This window comes from Streptomyces sp. NPDC005863 (assembly GCF_042871345.1).
Classification (GTDB): domain Bacteria; phylum Actinomycetota; class Actinomycetes; order Streptomycetales; family Streptomycetaceae; genus Streptomyces.
In genome coordinates this window covers 964,214-978,643 of sequence record NZ_JBIAII010000001.1, presented here as the reverse complement: position 1 = coordinate 978,643, position 14,430 = coordinate 964,214, and the positions used below count along the sequence as shown (strand labels likewise).

The window sequence follows — 14,430 nt, the reverse complement described above, 5'->3', positions numbered from 1 at the left end:
AGGTGCCGGCCGATCGGTCCCACCCGCCCCTACCCCCGCCATGCGTCGCGGGGTGAACGGGTGGGTGGGTGGGATACATCCGCCGCGGAGCGGCGGGCCTGTTCGTGCGGGGAGTGGCGGCGCAGGGCCACCAACGGTTCCGTACCCGGAACGGCGGCGCGGGGCCACGAACCGTTCCGTACCCCGGACGCGGCGGCGCGGGGCCACGAACCATGACGTACCCGGCAGGGCGGCGCGGGGCCACCGGCAGTGCGGGCCCCCGCCCCGGCGCCGGGCGCGAGGATCCGCGGGGGCCGACCCCGGCGCAAGCGAGGTAACCGTTCAGGGCGCCCCAGGCGCAGGCGCAGGCGAGGTAACCGTTCAGGCCGCCCCAGGCGTAGGCGCAGGCGAGGTAACCCGTTCAGGCCGCCCCCGGCCACCGCACCGTTACAGGCGGTCCAGCACCTTCCCCAGCAGCTCACCCATGCGCGTCGCGCTGTCGCGGCCCGCCTGGAGGACCTCCTCGTGGTTGAGGGGCTCACCCGTCATGCCCGCGGCAAGATTCGTGACCAGGGAGATGCCGAGCACCTCCGCACCCGCCTCGCGCGCGGCGATCGCCTCGAGGACCGTGGACATGCCGACCAGGTCCGCACCGATCGTGCGGGCCATGCGGATCTCCGCGGGCGTCTCGTAGTGCGGGCCGGGGAACTGCGCGTAGACGCCCTCCTCGAGCGAGGGGTCGACCTCCTTGCAGAGGGCCCGCAGCCGCGGCGAGTAGAGGTCCGTCAGGTCGACGAAGTTCGCGCCGACGATCGGCGACGTCGCCGTCAGGTTCAGGTGGTCGCTGATCAGCACCGGCTGCCCGGGCCGCATGCCCTCGCGCAGGCCACCGCAGCCGTTGGTCAGCACGATGGTCTTGCAGCCGGCGGCGACGGCGGTCCGCACGCCGTGCGCGACGGCGGCCACACCGCGGCCCTCGTAGTAGTGCGTGCGGCCCAGGAAGACCAGCGCGCGCTTGTCGCCGACCTTGAAGGAGCGGATGCGGCCCCCGTGGCCCTCGACGGCCGGCGGCGGGAAGCCCGGCAGCTCGGTGACGGGGAACTCGGCCTCGGGGGCGCCGAGCGCCTCGACGGCCGGCGCCCAGCCGGAGCCCATCACGAGGGCGACGTCGTGGGTCTCGGCGCCCGTCAGCTCACGCAGGCGCGCGGCGGCGGCGTCGGCGGCGGCGTAGGGGTCGCCCTGGATGCTGTCCGGAATAACTGAAGCGTTCACGCGGACGAGAGTAGCCGTTTATGGCCTACGCGCGTAGATGACGATGCTCACGGGATTCCGATCGTTGTCTTGTCGTTTCCGACGAGAGTGTGATCGGGTTCGGAGAGTGCCCGCCCCGTAGCCGGCCGTGCCCGCCCCGTAGCCGGCCGTGCCCGCCCCGTAGCCGGCCGTGCCCGCCCCGTCGCCGGAGAGCGCGCTGTCGGGCCGTCCTCAGCAGGGGCGCTTGCGCAGTTCCATCACGTAGTCGTGGGGCGCCCCGGCTGACTCCGCGGCGTCCGCGAGCTCGCCCAGATAGCGCGCCGAGGGCAGCCCGCCCTCGTACCCGTTGAGCACGTACACCCAGGCGGGTTCCTCGGCCTCCAGCGTGTGCACCCGCACCCGCATGCGCCGGTAGATGTCCATGCCGACGCCCTCCCACCGGTCCATGGACTCCTCGTCCATGGGAGCGATGTCGTAGAGCGTGACGAAGACCTGCGAACGGGGGGCCTCCACGATCGTGGCGAGGGCCCCTTCCCATCCCATGTGCTCGCCGCCGAAGGTGAGCCGCCAGCCGTTCAGCCAGCCGGTCGCGCGCAGCGGTGAGTGCGGGGCGCGGCGTGACATGAGCCGCGGATCCAGATTGCCGGCGTACGCGGCGTAGAGCGACATGTGGTCGAGGGTACGGCAGCAATCACGTAGGCCCCTCACGTAGCGGGAGGACCGCCCCGACGAGGGCCGTTCCACGGACGGCGGGCCCCGGCGCGTGAGCACCTTGAAGCGTGCGGGACAATGGAGTACGTGACTCGGATCGTGATCATTGGCGGCGGACCCGGCGGATACGAGGCGGCTCTTGTGGCCGCCCAGCTCGGCGCGGAGGTGACCGTCGTCGACTGCGACGGTCTGGGCGGGGCGTCGGTGCTCACCGACTGCGTGCCGTCCAAGACTCTGATCGCGACGGCCGAGGTGATGACCACCTTCGACTCGTCGTACGAAGAGCTGGGGATCATCGTCGCCGACGACACCCCGCACATCGACACCCCCGCGCGGGTCGTCGGCGTGGACCTGGGGAAGGTCAACCGCCGGGTGAAGCGGCTCGCTCTCGCCCAGTCCCACGACATCACCGCGTCCGTCACGCGTGCGGGCGCGCGCGTGCTGCGCGGCCGGGGCCGGCTGGAGGGCCAGCAGGACACCGACGGCTCGCGCAAGGTGGTCGTGCGAGCCGCCGACGGGACCGAGGAGACCCTCGTCGCCGACGCCGTGCTCCTCGCGACCGGCGGCCACCCCCGCGAGGTCCCGGACGCCCAGCCCGACGGCGAGCGGATCCTGAACTGGACGCAGGTCTACGACCTCGACGAGCTGCCCGAGGAGCTCATCGTGGTCGGCTCGGGTGTGACCGGTGCCGAGTTCGCCGGCGCCTACCAGGCGCTCGGTTCCAACGTCACCCTGGTCTCCAGCCGCGACCGCGTGCTGCCCGGCGAGGACCCGGACGCCGCCGCCGTCCTGGAGGACGTCTTCCGCCGGCGCGGCATGAACGTCATGTCCCGCTCCCGCGCCGCCTCCGCCAAGCGCGTCGGGGACCGCGTCGAGGTCACGCTCGACGACGGCCGCGTCATCACCGGTTCGCACTGCCTGATGGCCGTCGGCGCCATCCCCAACAGCAGCGGCATGGGCCTGGAGGAGGCCGGGGTCAAGCTCAAGGACTCCGGGCACATCTGGACCGACAAGGTCTCGCGGACCTCGGCCCCCGGTGTCTACGCCGCCGGTGACGTCACCGGCATCTTCGCGCTCGCCTCCGTCGCCGCCATGCAGGGCCGCATCGCGATGTACCACTTCCTGGGCGACGCCGTGCAGCCGCTGAACCTGAAGGCCGTCTCCGCGAACGTCTTCACCGACCCGGAGATCGCGACCGTCGGCTACAGCCAGTCCGACGTCGACGCCGGAAAGATCGACGCCCGCGTCGTCAAGCTTCCGCTGCTGCGCAATCCGCGCGCGAAGATGCAGGGCATCCGGGACGGTTTCGTCAAGATCTTCTGCCGCCCCGGCACCGGAATCGTGGTCGGCGGTGTCGTCGTCGCACCGCGCGCCTCGGAACTGATCCACCCCATCTCGATCGCGGTCGACAACAATCTGACGGTCGAGCAGATCGCGAATGCGTTCACCGTGTACCCGTCGCTTTCGGGGTCGATCGCGGAGGTCGCGCGTCAGCTCCACACGCGCAAGACGGCGGGCGAGGCCTGATCGCCGCGGCGGCCGGGAACAACTCCCCGCAGGTCACGCACTGTTGTCGCCCATTCGTGCGGCATAGGCGGGGAGAGTAAGCACCTATACCACTTCCCACCCAGTCGTGCGAACAACTTCTGTAATTCGGCGCAAACTGCTGAAAGCAGACGGTCGTTGGGGTTACTGTCAGTTTCGTGTTCGCTGCAGAACGTCGCCAATTGATCCTCGAAATGGTGCGGGCCAACGGTGCGGTATCGCTCCGTGAGCTCGCCCGCGTCGTCCAGACCTCCGAAGTGACCGTACGGCGGGACGTGCGCGCGCTGGAGGCAGAAGGACTCCTCGACCGCCGACATGGCGGTGCGGTATTGCCGGGCGGATTCACGCGGGAGTCCGGCTTTCCGCAGAAATCACATCTCGCGACCGCCGAGAAGACGGCCATCGCCGATCTCGCGGCGGGCCTCGTCGAAGAGGGCGAAGCCATCGTCGTCGGGGCGGGTACGACCACGCAGGAGCTGGCCCGACGGCTCGCGCGGGTACCCGGCCTGACCGTCGTCACCAACTCCCTGCTGGTGGCACAGGCATTGGCCCACGCCAACCGGGTCGAAGTCGTCATGACCGGGGGCACCCTGCGCGGCTCGAACTACGCGCTGGTGGGCAGCGGTGCCGAACAGTCCCTCCAGGGGCTGCGGGTGACGCGCGCCTTCCTGTCGGGCAGTGGTCTGACCGCCGAGCGCGGCCTCTCCACGTCCAACATGCTCTCCGCGAGCGTGGACCGCGCGCTGGTCCAGGCGGCGGCCGAGGTCGTGGTCCTCGCGGACCACACCAAGCTCGGCACCGACACGATGTTCCAGACGGTGCCGACGGACGTCATCACCCGTCTCGTCACGGACGAGCCGCCGGGTCACGACGACCGGGCGGCCACCGAACTGCAGGCCCTGGCCGACCAGGGCGTGCAGATCACGGTGGCGGGCGGGGCGGCCGCCCCGGGCGCGGCTTCCGGTGCCGAGCCCGTCCAGGCGGCGCGCCAGCAGCCGCGCAGGGAGCGGGACGTGCCCCTGCCGGGCCAGCGCCGCAACCACGGGGCGGGGCCCGGCCAGCAACTGCGCAGCGCACTTCTCGGGGAGCAGCCGCCCGGGGAGCGGGCCGCGCGCGTCGCCGACCTGCGCCGCCGCTGAGCCCTGGGCGGCCGCGGGTCCGCGCGCGAGGCGCGGGGCCGCGGTCGGTCGTGAGCGATCGGGCGGTACGGGGCGGTGCGGGGTGGTGCGGGGTGGCTGGGGCGGCTCGGTGCGGTTGCGGTGTTACGTTGCCGGCTGCCCGTCGGCCTTAAGGCCCCGTAGCGTCAGCATGAGCAGCCGGTCGGCCAACTCCGGGTCGTCCGGGGTCTCCTCGGCCGCCAGCGAGATCGCGTTGGTCAGCTGCAACAGGTCGGCGATGGAGACGTCGGGGCGGATCGCCCCCGCCTCCTGCGCGCGGGCGAGCAGCGCCGCGCCCGCCTCGCGCATCGGCATGCTGCACCGCGCGAGCGCCGAAGTGGCGTCGTGCGACGCCGACATGAGCGCGCTCGACAGGCCGCGGTACTCACCCGCATGAGTGATGATGGCGCGCAGCCACGCCACCATCGCCGCGCAGGGCTGCGGGTCGTCGAGCAGGGCGTGCGAGCGGGCGAGCAGGTCGCTGACCGCGTCCTCCCAGACCGCGCTCATCAGCGCGTGCCGGTTGGGGAAGTGCCGGTAGAGCGTGCCGATGCCGACGCCTGCGCGGCGTGCGACGTCCTCCAGGGATGTGCCCGTGCCGTGCTCCGCGAAGGCCGAGCGGGCCTCGGCGAGCAGGCGGTCGTAGTTGCGGCGGGCGTCGGCGCGCATCGCTCGCGCGGATTGCGCGGGGTGCGCGGTTTGGGCCGACTGTGCCATCTGCGTCGACTGGGGCGTCCTCGCCTGGTGGCCCGTGCCGGTCGTCATCCCCGCACCTTTCGTGGACGTACGCGTACATCAAGGATGCCACTGCCTGGCCGGCGGCTTGGCGGTGCCGGGGCTCGGTTATCACCGGCTTCGCCGAGTTCGTCCTCAAGCGCCGGACGGGCTGAGATTCCGGCGGCGCCGGGGCTCGGTTATCACCGGCTTCGCCGAGTTCGTCCTCAAGCGCCGGACGGGCTGAGATCCCGGCCGGGCGGGCTGAAACGACCGCGGGGCGGGGCAAAAAATGTCGCCGGGGCCGTGCTGGAACGTCCAGCGCGGCCCCGGCGACCCCGTGGGTCAGTCCTTGATCTCGCAGATCACCGCGCCGGACGTCAGGCTTGCGCCCACCTCCGCGGTGAGGCCCTTGATCGTGCCCGAGCGGTGGGCGTTCAGGGGCTGTTCCATCTTCATGGCCTCCAGGACGACGATGAGGTCGCCCTCGTTGACCTCCTGGCCCTCCTCGACCGCGACCTTGACGATCGTGCCCTGCATGGGCGAGGCGAGGGTGTCGCCGGAGGCGGCCGGGCCGGACTTCTTGGCTGCGCGGCGCTTGGGACGGGCGCCGCCCGCCGCCGCGGTGCGCGCGATCGTCATGCCGAGGGAGGACGGCAGCGAGACCTCAAGGCGCTTGCCGCCGACCTCGACGACGACCGTCTCGCGGCCCGGCTCCTCGTCCGTCTCGGCGTCCGCGGAGGCCGTGAACGGGGGGATCTCGTTGACGAACTCGGTCTCGATCCACCGGGTGTGGACCGTGAACGGGTCGCTGGAGCCGGTCAGTTCCGGTGCGAACGCCGGGTCCTTGACGACGGCACGGTGGAACGGGATGGCCGTGGCCATGCCCTCCACCGTGAACTCCTCGAGGGCGCGGGAGGCGCGCTGCAGCGCCTGCTCACGCGTGGCGCCGGTGACGATCAGCTTGGCGAGGAGCGAGTCCCACGCCGGGCCGATGACCGAGCCGGACTCCACGCCCGCGTCCAGGCGGACGCCGGGGCCCGACGGCGGGGCGAAGGTGGTGACGGTGCCGGGCGCGGGCAGGAAGCCCCGGCCCGGGTCCTCGCCGTTGATGCGGAACTCGAAGGAGTGACCGCGCAGTTCGGGGTCGCCGTAGCCGAGCTCCTCGCCGTCGGCGATGCGGAACATCTCGCGTACGAGGTCGATGCCGGCGACTTCCTCGGTGACCGGGTGCTCCACCTGCAGACGGGTGTTGACCTCCAGGAAGGAGATCGTGCCGTCGACACCGACGAGGAACTCCACGGTGCCCGCGCCGACATAGCCGGCTTCCTTGAGGATCGCCTTGGAGGCGGTGTACAGCTGCGCGGTCTGCTCGGCGGACAGGAACGGCGCGGGCGCCTCCTCGACGAGCTTCTGGTGGCGGCGCTGCAGTGAGCAGTCACGGGTCGAGACGACCACCACGTTGCCGTGCTTGTCGGCCAGGCACTGGGTCTCCACGTGCCGCGGCTTGTCGAGGTAGCGCTCGACGAAGCACTCGCCGCGGCCGAAGGCCGCCACGGCCTCGCGCACCGCGGAGTCGTACAGCTCGGGGACCTCTTCGAGGGTGCGGGCCACCTTCAGACCGCGGCCGCCACCGCCGAACGCCGCCTTGATCGCGATCGGCAGGCCGTTGGCCTCGGCGAAGGCGACGACCTCGTCGGCGCCCGACACCGGGTCCGGCGTGCCCGCGACCAGCGGGGCGCCGGCGCGCTGCGCGATGTGCCGCGCGGCGACCTTGTCGCCCAGGTCACGGATGGCCTGCGGCGGCGGGCCGATCCAGTTCAGGCCCGCGTCGATGACGGCCTGCGCGAAGTCGGCGTTCTCCGAAAGGAAGCCGTATCCGGGGTGGATGGCGTCCGCCCCCGCGTCCTTGGCCGCGGCCAGCACCTTGGAGATGTCCAGGTAGCTGGTGGCCGGAGTGTCACCGCCCAGCGCGAACGCCTCATCGGCTGCCCGTACATGCAGAGCGTCCCGGTCCGGGTCTGCGTAGACGGCTACGCTCGCGATCCCTGCATCCCGGCATGCCCGAGCAACGCGGACAGCGATTTCGCCACGGTTGGCGATGAGCACCTTGCGCACGATGGCTCCCTCCTTGAAACAAGCCGAGTTTAGGGACTGCCGACACGGGCTTACGACCCGTCCCCAATGGTGAGCTTGCCCACACGGAGTGTGACTCGAGGTTGGCTAGGTCCGCGAAATCCCTTGTCGTACCGCGGTACACAGGGTCCCTCCACCGCAGCGTAGCCCTCCGATGTGGTCAAGGTCTCTGTGAGTCAGCGCTGCCGACGCGGGGCTTTCTTTGTGGAGTCCCTACGAATGGCCCAATGATTCTTTGCCTGCGGCACAGCTCTTGTCCTGGGGTTTACCGGTTAGTAGCGTTCACGGCGGCTCGAACGTACTAGGGGTAACAGCAGCGGAGAGTGGGTGGGGCGCCGTGGCGCGCAGACCGGTGGCCTGGCTGGGAGCGGTCGTTCTTCTCGCGGAGGCGGTCGGTATCGCGCTCCTCAACTGGTTCCTCGGCCTCGTCGTCGACAAGCAGGACATGTCCCTCGCCGGACTCGACCCGCACGCGATGACCGTCTCGACCTGGATCGCCGGCCTCCTCTTCGGCGGCTACCTCGCGCTGTGCGCCGTCGTGCTGGCCCGCACCGCCGCCCGCGACCGCGCCCCCGGCACCTTCGGCCGGGTGCTCCTGATCAGCTGCGCCGTCGTGCACGGCCTGCTCGGCGCCTTCTGCGTGGGCCTGGTGGGCTGGGTCGCGTTCGTCTTCATGATGGTCGTGCTCGGCCTGATCGTCCTGCCACTCGTGGCGTACGAGAAGAAGGCGCAGCGGGACGGCGGGGCGGGCGACGCGGTCGGGGTGCCTACCGCTGCCACAACTCCGTGATGCCGACGCCCAGTTCCGCCAGCAGGCGGCGCAGCAGGGGCAGCGAGAGGCCGATGACGTTGCCGTGGTCGCCCTCGATGCCCTCGACGAACGGCGCCGAACGGCCGTCCAGGGTGAACGCCCCCGCCACGTGCAGCGGTTCGCCGCTCGCGACGTACGCCGCGACCTCGGCGTCGGAGGGCTCGCCGAACCGCACCACGGTCGACGCCGTCGCCGACACGTACCGCCCGGAGACGGTGTCGTGGACGCAGTGGCCCGTCTGCAGGACGCCCGCGCGGCCGCGCATGGCCTTCCAGCGGGCGGTGGCCTCCTCGGCGTCGGCCGGCTTGCCGAGCGCCTGTCCGTCCAGTTCCAGGACCGAGTCGCAGCCGATCACCAGCGCGCCCTTGGCGTCCGGCCGCGCGGCGACCACGGAGGCCTTGGCCTCGGCCAGTGCGAGGGCGAGTTCGGCGGGGGTGGGCGCGGACACCTTGTCCTCGTCGACACCGCTGACGATCACCTCGGGGGCGAGGCCCGCCTGGCGGAGCAGGCCGAGCCGGGCGGGGGACTGGGAGGCGAGGACGAGACGGCGGGGCTGATCTGTCATGGGGGTCAGCGTAACGAGCGCCGCCCGGCAGCGGCCGGCTCCCTAGTGGATGCCCAGCACGAACATCGCCACGACCATGGCCAGGGCGAGTACGAGGCCCGCGCGGCGCATTTTCGCCTGCAGGTCCCGCATGTCCTTGGGAGGGTTGTTCTCGGGGTCCGACCACAGCATGCATTCGATGGTGCGACCGGACGGGCCGGGACACCTGAGTACGCGTACTCAAGTTCCCCGGCCCGCTGTGCCCATCGGCTGTGCTCATCGGCCCCCGTGCCTAGCCCGGCCAGTACGTGCGGCCCCACGCCGTCGGTGAGGGCGCGGGCAGCCGGTGGCGGGCCACCCGTGCGGGGTCGGCCCACGCGGCGGACGGCTCGGGCGCGCCGGGCGTGCCGGCGGCCAGCGCCGCGGCGCGCGCCTGGACCACCGCCAGGGCGGCGGCCAGCTCCTCCGGGGTCGGGTTGCCCCGTACGACCTTGATCATGAGCCCTCCCTGAGGGACTAGAGGACCTGAGGGACTAGAGGGGGATGTTGCCGTGCTTCTTCGGAGGCAGGGATTCCCGCTTCGTGCGCAGCTGACGCAGGCCGCGTACGAGATGGGACCGGGTCTCCGACGGCATGATCACCGCGTCCACGTAGCCGCGCTCGGCCGCCGTGTACGGGTTGAGCAGGGCGTCCTCGTACTCCTGGATCAGCCGGGCCCGGGTCTCCTCCTGGGCCGTCTCGTCGCCGGCCGCGGCGATGGTGCGGCGGTGCAGCACGTTCACCGCGCCCTGCGCGCCCATCACCGCGATCTGCGCGGTCGGCCACGCCAGGTTCAGGTCGGCGCCCAGGTGCTTGGAGCCCATCACGTCGTACGCGCCGCCGAAGGCCTTGCGCGTGATGACCGTGATCAGCGGCACGGTGGCCTCCGCGTACGCGTAGATGAGCTTCGCGCCGCGGCGGATGATGCCGGTGTGCTCCTGCTCGACGCCCGGCAGGAAGCCCGGCACGTCCACGAAGGTGATGACCGGGACGTTGAACGCGTCGCAGGTGCGGACGAAGCGGGCGCCCTTCTCGGACGCGTCGATGTTCAGACAACCGGCGAACTGGGTCGGCTGGTTGGCGACGATGCCCACCGGCCGGCCCTCGATACGGCCGAAGCCGGTGAGGATGTTCGGCGCGAACAGCGGCTGCGTCTCGAAGAACTCGCCGTCGTCCAGGACGTGTTCGATGACGCCGTGCATGTCGTACGGCTGGTTGGCGCTGTCCGGGATCAGCGTGTCCAGCGCCAGGTCCTCGTCCGTGGGCGCCAGGTCGGCCTCCTCGGGGAAGGCCGGCGGCTCGCTGAGGTTGTTCGAAGGCAGGTACGAGAGCAGGGACTTGACGTACTCGATCGCGTCCTTCTCGTCGCCCGCCATGTGGTGGGCCACGCCCGACGCCGAGTTGTGGGTGCGCGCGCCGCCCAGCTCCTCGAACCCGACGTCCTCACCGGTGACGGTCTTGATGACGTCGGGTCCGGTGATGAACATGTGCGACGTCTGGTCGACCATGACCGTGAAGTCGGTGATGGCGGGGGAGTAGACGGCGCCGCCCGCGCACGGGCCGACGACCAGGCTGATCTGCGGGATCACGCCGGACGCGTGGGTGTTGCGGCGGAAGATCTCGCCGTACATGCCGAGGGCCATGACGCCCTCCTGGATGCGGGCGCCGCCGGAGTCGTTGATGCCGATGACCGGACAGCCGGTCTTCAGGGCGAAGTCCATGACCTTGACGATCTTCTGGCCGAAGACCTCGCCGAGCGCGCCGCCGAAGACGGTGAAGTCCTGCGAGAACACGGCGACCGGGCGGCCGTCGACCGTGCCGTAGCCGGTCACCACGCCGTCGCCGTACGGCCGGTTCTTCTCCAGGCCGAAGTTGGTCGAGCGGTGCTGCGCGAACTCGTCGAGCTCGACGAAGGAGCCCTCGTCGAGCAGGAGTTCAATGCGCTCGCGGGCCGTCAGCTTCCCCTTGGCATGCTGCTTCTCGACCGCGCGGGCCGAACCCGCGTGCTTGGCCTCCTCGATGCGGCGCTGCAGGTCGGCGAGCTTTCCCGCGGTGGTATGGATGTCGATGGCGCCGTTGTCGGCGCGGTCGTCGGCGCGGTCGTCGGCGCTGCGGTCTTGCGCGGGCACGTTGGGCTCTTCCGGCTCGGACATCGGGATGCGGCTCCCTGCCTGCTCAAAGGGGCTTGTCTAACGGCGGTGCGGCTGGCTACTGACCCGTAGCGTATCGGCGCCGATACGGTTCGGCAGTGCGGCGTTTACCACACCTAAGGTGGCTTGCATGACGCCGCCAGATGCTGAAGACAACCGCTGGTCCGACCTGGACCGCCCGCCGCTGAACGCCGCTTCCCTGCGCAGGGCGCTGGTGCGGGAGGGCGGGCTGTGGTCCTCCCTGGACGTGGTGGCCGCCACCGGTTCCACCAACTCCGACCTCGCGGTGCGGGCCGACGAGCTCCCCGAGGGCGCGGTGCTCGTCGCCGAGGAGCAGAGCGCGGCCCGCGGGCGCCTGGACCGGCGGTGGTCCGCGCCCGCCCGCTCCGGGCTCTTCTTCTCGGTGCTGCTCAAGCCCGACGAGGTGCCCGTCGAACGGTGGGGGTGGCTGCCGCTGCTCACCGGCGTCGCCGTCGCCACGGGGCTGTCCCAGGTGGCCGGCGTGGACACCGCGCTCAAGTGGCCCAACGACCTCCTGGTGACCGTCGGCGATGAGGAGCGCAAGGCAGGCGGCATCCTCGTGGAGCGGGCGGGGGCGTCGTCGGCCGGCGGCGGGGGTGTCGTGGTCGGCGTCGGCATCAACGTCACCCTGCGCGCGGAGGAGTTGCCGGTGCCCACGGCCGGCTCCCTCGCCCTGGCCGGCGCGGGCACGACGGACCGCGATCCGCTGCTGCGGGCCGTGCTGCGCTCCCTGGAGCGGTGGTACGGGGACTGGCGCGAGGCGGCGGGCGACCCGGCCGCCTCCCGCCTCCAGGAGACCTACGCCGCCGGCTGCGCCACGCTCGGCCGCCGCGTCCGCGCGGAACTCCCCGGCGACCGCTCGATCGAGGGCGAGGCGGTAGCGGTGGACGCCGACGGCCGCCTGGTCCTGGCCACGGAAAAGGGAATGCAGGAGCCGGTAGGAGCGGGTGACATCATCCACCTACGCCCTGCGAGCACCCCGTAAGGGGCGCGGGGAACCGCGCGCCCAGCCAGGACGCGCCCGCAGCCGCCGGACGCGATGGCGGGGGCAGGACGGCACGGGTGACGGTGCGCCCCGTAAGGGGCGCGGGGAACTGCGCGATCAGCCAGGACGCGCCCGCAGCCGCGGACCGGCAGCACCCGGCAGACGCCAAAACCGCCAACGTCCCCCGCGGGGCAGCGCCCCCGTCAAGACACCGGTCCCGGGAGTCGTACGTGAGCTGCGGCACACCTGCCGTAAAGTTGGCGCCGGTCGAACCTGACCGCGGCAGATCGGAAGGGCAGCAGGCGTGACCGTCGACGACACGGGTTCCGGCGAGGGCGTACACCCCGCCCCCGACGGCGGGCCCGGGGTGCCCGAGGTACCCGAGGTGGTCGAGAAGGGTGAGGACGACGCGGCGAAGGACCCGCTCGCCCTCCGCCTCGAACAGCTCATCCTCGGCGCCGACCGCCGCTACACCCCCTTCCAGGCGGCCCGCAGCGCGGGCGTCTCCATGGAGCTGGCGTCCCGCTTCTGGCGGGCCATGGGCTTCCCCGACATCGGCCAGGCCAAGGCGCTGACCGAGGCGGACGTGCTCGCCCTGCGCCGGCTCGCAGGACTCGTCGAGGCGGGCCTGCTCAGCGAGGCGATGGCCGTGCAGGTGGCGCGGTCCACGGGACAGACCACCGCCCGGCTCGCCGAGTGGCAGATCGACTCCTTCCTGGAGGGGCTCACCGAGCCGCCCGAGCCCGGCATGACCCGCACCGAGGTCACGTATCCGCTGATAGAGCTGCTCCTGCCCGAGCTGGAGGAGTTCCTCGTCTACGTGTGGCGGCGCCAGCTCGCCGCCGCCACCGGCCGCGTGGTACAGGCCGCGGACGACGAGGAGATGGTCGACCGGCGCCTCGCCGTCGGCTTCGCCGACCTGGTCGGCTTCACCCGGCTGACCCGCCGCATGGAGGAGGAGGAGCTCGGCGAACTCGTCGAGGCCTTCGAGACCACCGCGGCCGACCTGGTCGCCGCGCACGGCGGGCGGCTCATCAAGACCCTCGGCGACGAGGTGCTCTACGCCGCCGACGACGCCGGCGTCGCCGCCGAGATCGCCCTGCGCCTCATCGAGACCATGGCCAACGACGAGACCATGCCGGAGCTCCGCGTCGGCATCGCCTTCGGCACGGTCACCACCCGCATGGGCGACGTCTTCGGCACGACCGTGAACCTCGCGAGCCGCCTCACCTCGATAGCGCCCCGGGACGCGGTCCTCGTCGACGGCGCGCTCGCCGAGGAGCTCACGCGCACCGGCGAGGCGCCCGCCTCCGAGGCGCAGGCCGCGGAGGACGCGGCGCGGGCCGAGAAGGACGGCGAGGCGCCGCCCTCGTACCGTTTCGCGCTGCAACCCATGTGGCAGCGGCCCGTGCGCGGCCTCGGCGTGGTCGAGCCGTGGCTGCTGGCCCGCCGGAGCGCTCCCCCCGCGTCCTGAGCGGACGCCGGACCCGGACGCCCTTCCCGCGGCCGGGTCCGGCTGACATGATCCCCGGGTAACGGTCGTTAACCGGAGGTGGAGGAGCGTCATGGGTGACGAGCAGCGGTACGGGGAGTACGTGGCGGCCAGGCGGCACGGCCACGTCGTCGAGCTCGTCCTGGACCGCCCCAAGGCGATGAACGCCGTCTCCACCGAGATGGCCCGCTCCCTCTCGGCCGCCTGCGCCGCCCTCGCCGAGGACGCGGAGGCCCGCGTGGTCGTCCTGACCTCCACCCACGAGCGGGCCTTCTGCGTGGGCGCCGACCTGAAGGAGCGCAACTCCTTCAGCGACGCCGACCTGCGCCGCCAGCGCCCCACCACGCGCGCCTCGTACACCGGCGTCCTGGAGCTGCCCATGCCCACCGTCGCCGCCGTGCACGGCTTCGCGCTCGGCGGCGGCTTCGAGCTCGCGCTCTCCTGCGACCTGATCGTCGCCGACCCGACCGCCGTGGTCGGGCTCCCCGAGGTCTCCGTCGGCGTCATCCCCGGCGGTGGCGGCACCCAGCTCCTGCCGCGCCGCGTGGGCGCCGCCCGCGCCGCCGAGCTGATCTTCTCGGCCCGCCGCGTGGAGGCGCCGGAGGCCCGGGAGCTGGGCCTGGTGGACATGCTCGTGGGGGAGGGCGAGGCGCGTACGGAGGCGCTCGCGCTCGGCGCCCGCATCGCGGCCAACTCGCCCGTCGGGCTGCGCGCCGCCAAGCGCGCCCTGCGCCTCGGGCACGGGCTCGACCTGCGGGCCGGCCTGGAGGTCGAGGACGCGGCATGGCGGACGGTGGCGTTCTCGGCGGACCGGGCGGAGGGTGTGGCGGCGTTCAACGAGAAGCGGAAGCCGCAGTGGCCGGGGGAGTAGGGGCCCGGCGAACGGGCGGGCCCG

General features: G+C 72.2%; 14 protein-coding genes. 6 read left to right on the top strand and 8 right to left on the bottom strand.

The window, feature by feature from the left end; all coding sequences use genetic code 11:
- Positions 1-426: 426 nt before the first annotated feature.
- A complete protein-coding gene (locus ACFYO9_RS04190) occupies positions 427-1,251 on the bottom strand; it encodes a purine-nucleoside phosphorylase (protein ID WP_355803495.1) in 825 nt (274 codons plus the stop codon).
- Positions 1,252-1,461: 210 nt separating this feature from the next.
- Positions 1,462-1,899 carry a gamma-glutamylcyclotransferase gene (locus tag ACFYO9_RS04185; RefSeq protein WP_355803494.1) on the bottom strand — a complete coding sequence of 146 codons (438 nt, stop codon included), beginning with the start codon at positions 1,897-1,899 and terminating at the stop codon, positions 1,462-1,464.
- A 120-nt stretch (positions 1,900-2,019) separates the two neighbouring features.
- On the opposite strand from ACFYO9_RS04185, the gene ACFYO9_RS04180 reads away from it, so the two are divergent.
- Complete coding sequence (locus ACFYO9_RS04180; RefSeq protein ID WP_355803492.1) at positions 2,020-3,468, top strand: NAD(P)H-quinone dehydrogenase; 1,449 nt, start codon at positions 2,020-2,022, stop codon at positions 3,466-3,468.
- Between the two features lie 212 nt (positions 3,469-3,680).
- The gene (locus ACFYO9_RS04175) at positions 3,681-4,625 is read left to right on the top strand and encodes a DeoR/GlpR family DNA-binding transcription regulator (RefSeq protein ID WP_388666020.1); all 945 of its coding nucleotides are present in this window, start codon (positions 3,681-3,683) and stop codon (positions 4,623-4,625) included.
- A gap of 123 nt (positions 4,626-4,748) precedes the next feature.
- Here ACFYO9_RS04175 and ACFYO9_RS04170 read toward each other — a convergent pair whose 3' ends face one another.
- Positions 4,749-5,312, bottom strand: coding sequence for a helix-turn-helix domain-containing protein (locus ACFYO9_RS04170; protein ID WP_355804195.1), 564 nt, complete (start codon positions 5,310-5,312; stop codon positions 4,749-4,751).
- A 390-nt stretch (positions 5,313-5,702) separates the two neighbouring features.
- On the bottom strand, positions 5,703-7,475 hold the full coding sequence (locus ACFYO9_RS04165; protein ID WP_358777595.1) for a biotin carboxylase N-terminal domain-containing protein: 1,773 nt from the start codon (positions 7,473-7,475) through the stop codon (positions 5,703-5,705).
- Positions 7,476-7,830: 355 nt separating this feature from the next.
- Here ACFYO9_RS04165 and ACFYO9_RS04160 point away from each other — a divergent pair, with 355 nt between their 5' ends.
- Positions 7,831-8,283, top strand: coding sequence for a hypothetical protein (locus ACFYO9_RS04160; protein WP_358777594.1), 453 nt, complete (start codon positions 7,831-7,833; stop codon positions 8,281-8,283).
- On the opposite strand, the gene ACFYO9_RS04155 is transcribed toward ACFYO9_RS04160, so the two are convergent.
- The 4 genes from ACFYO9_RS04155 to ACFYO9_RS04140 form a co-directional block, all read right to left on the bottom strand.
- On the bottom strand, positions 8,261-8,869 hold the full coding sequence (locus ACFYO9_RS04155; protein WP_355803486.1) for a nucleoside triphosphate pyrophosphatase: 609 nt from the start codon (positions 8,867-8,869) through the stop codon (positions 8,261-8,263). The two genes, ACFYO9_RS04160 and ACFYO9_RS04155, sit on opposite strands and share 23 nt — an antisense overlap.
- A gap of 42 nt (positions 8,870-8,911) precedes the next feature.
- A complete protein-coding gene (mmpB, locus tag ACFYO9_RS04150; protein ID WP_355803484.1) occupies positions 8,912-9,040 on the bottom strand; it encodes a morphogenic membrane protein MmpB in 129 nt (42 codons plus the stop codon).
- 100 nt (positions 9,041-9,140) lie between these two features.
- Positions 9,141-9,347, bottom strand: coding sequence for an acyl-CoA carboxylase epsilon subunit (locus ACFYO9_RS04145; RefSeq protein WP_358777593.1), 207 nt, complete (start codon positions 9,345-9,347; stop codon positions 9,141-9,143).
- A 34-nt stretch (positions 9,348-9,381) separates the two neighbouring features.
- Positions 9,382-11,040, bottom strand: a complete 1,659-nt coding sequence (locus tag ACFYO9_RS04140; protein WP_358710328.1) for an acyl-CoA carboxylase subunit beta — start codon at positions 11,038-11,040, stop codon at positions 9,382-9,384.
- A 127-nt stretch (positions 11,041-11,167) separates the two neighbouring features.
- On the opposite strand from ACFYO9_RS04140, the gene ACFYO9_RS04135 reads away from it, so the two are divergent.
- The 3 genes from ACFYO9_RS04135 (at position 11,168) to ACFYO9_RS04125 (ending at position 14,406) form a co-directional block, all read left to right on the top strand.
- Positions 11,168-12,043, top strand: coding sequence for a biotin--[acetyl-CoA-carboxylase] ligase (locus tag ACFYO9_RS04135; protein WP_358777592.1), 876 nt, complete (start codon positions 11,168-11,170; stop codon positions 12,041-12,043).
- Between the two features lie 304 nt (positions 12,044-12,347).
- Positions 12,348-13,517: an adenylate/guanylate cyclase domain-containing protein gene (locus ACFYO9_RS04130; RefSeq protein WP_358777591.1), complete on the top strand. Its 1,170-nt coding sequence runs from the start codon at positions 12,348-12,350 to the stop codon at positions 13,515-13,517.
- Between the two features lie 91 nt (positions 13,518-13,608).
- Positions 13,609-14,406 carry an enoyl-CoA hydratase-related protein gene (locus ACFYO9_RS04125; protein ID WP_358777590.1) on the top strand — a complete coding sequence of 266 codons (798 nt, stop codon included), beginning with the start codon at positions 13,609-13,611 and terminating at the stop codon, positions 14,404-14,406.
- Positions 14,407-14,430 lie beyond the last annotated feature (24 nt).